Source organism: Micromonospora globispora, from assembly GCF_003857015.1.
Lineage (GTDB): Bacteria > Actinomycetota > Actinomycetes > Mycobacteriales > Micromonosporaceae > Micromonospora > Micromonospora globispora.
The window spans coordinates 1-1,276 of the sequence record NZ_QGGF01000316.1 but is presented as its reverse complement, the minus strand read 5'-3'; the positions used below and the strand labels follow the sequence as shown (position 1 = coordinate 1,276).

Below are 1,276 nucleotides of genomic sequence, written 5' to 3'. Positions count from 1 at the left end.
CGGCTACTTAGAGACTTCCTGCAGGATCGATGTCCGGCCAGACTCGGTCCAGGTGCTCGGCGAGACGCTCCCACATTGCGGCTGCCCACCGGTGTCATTGGTGTGGCTCTCTCATGGCCTGCGGTCTCGCCGAGCACCGCGCGAGGAGAGGCTGGAAAGGGGTTTGTCCTGCTCAAAGTAGCGGTGCCCTCCTTGCTGACAACTCCATCCGGTTCAGCCAAGGGAGGCGCCGATGAGCGTGATCATCGGGATGGACCCGCACAAGCGTTCAGCCACCATCGAGGTCGTCGACGAACGCGGCCGGGTGCTCGCGGTGGGCCGCTTTGGGACTGACAAGGCCGGCTACGCCGACATGCTCGCCGCCGGCCGCAAGTACGCCGATCGGGTCTGGGCGGTCGAGGGCTGCAACGGCATCGGCAAACACATCGCCCACCGCCTGGTCCACGACGGTGAGACGGTGCTCGACGTGCCCGCGAAACTGTCGGCGCAGGTTCGGGTGTTCGCCACCGGCAACGGCCGCAAGACCGACCCGGTGGATGCGCACTCGGTCGCGATGGTGGCGCTACGCAGCCCGAATTTGGTGCAGGTTCAGGTCGACCCGGACCTGCAGGTGATGGGCATGCTCGCCGACCGGCGTGACGAGCTCGGCCGCGCCCGCACCCAGACCATCAACCGGCTGCACCGGTTGCTGCTGGAACTGTTACCCGGCGGGGCGAAGAAGTTCCTGTCCGCGCCACAGGCCCGCGCGTTGATCGCGACGGTCAAACCCCGCGACATCGTGGGCAAGACCAGACGCCGCCTCGCCGTCGAGCTGATCAGTGAACTCGAGGGCATCGACAAGAAGATCAAATCCGCGGACAAGGACCTCAAAGCCCTGGTCCTCGCCCGCGGCTCCACCCTGATGGAGTTGCACGGCATCGGCCCCTCAGGCGCAGCCCGCCTACTGGCAGACGTCGCAGACATCAGCCGGTTCGCCGACCGCGACCGGTTCGCCTCCTGGAACGGCACCGCACCCCTGGACGCGTCCTCCGGCGACCAGAAGCGTCACCGGCTCTCCCGCGCCGGCAACCGGCGGATCAACCGGACTCTGCACATCATGGCCGTGGTCCAGCTGCGCAACCGCACCGAAGGCCGCGCCTACTTCGACGCGAAGAAGGGCGCCGGGAAGACGTCGATGGAAGCCATGCGCGCGCTGAAACGCCGACTGTCCAACGTCGTCTACGCCCGCATGGTCGCCGACCAGAAACGCAGGCAGGCGGCGGATCCGGGAGGGCAC

The 1,276-nt window shown here is 67.3% G+C and carries 1 protein-coding gene; it reads left to right on the top strand.

Features of this window, described 5'->3' with window-relative positions; genetic code table 11:
* Positions 1-232 precede the first annotated feature (232 nt).
* On the top strand, positions 233-1,276 hold a 1,044-nt coding region (locus DKL51_RS15560), incomplete at its 3' end, for an IS110 family RNA-guided transposase (RefSeq protein WP_124812193.1).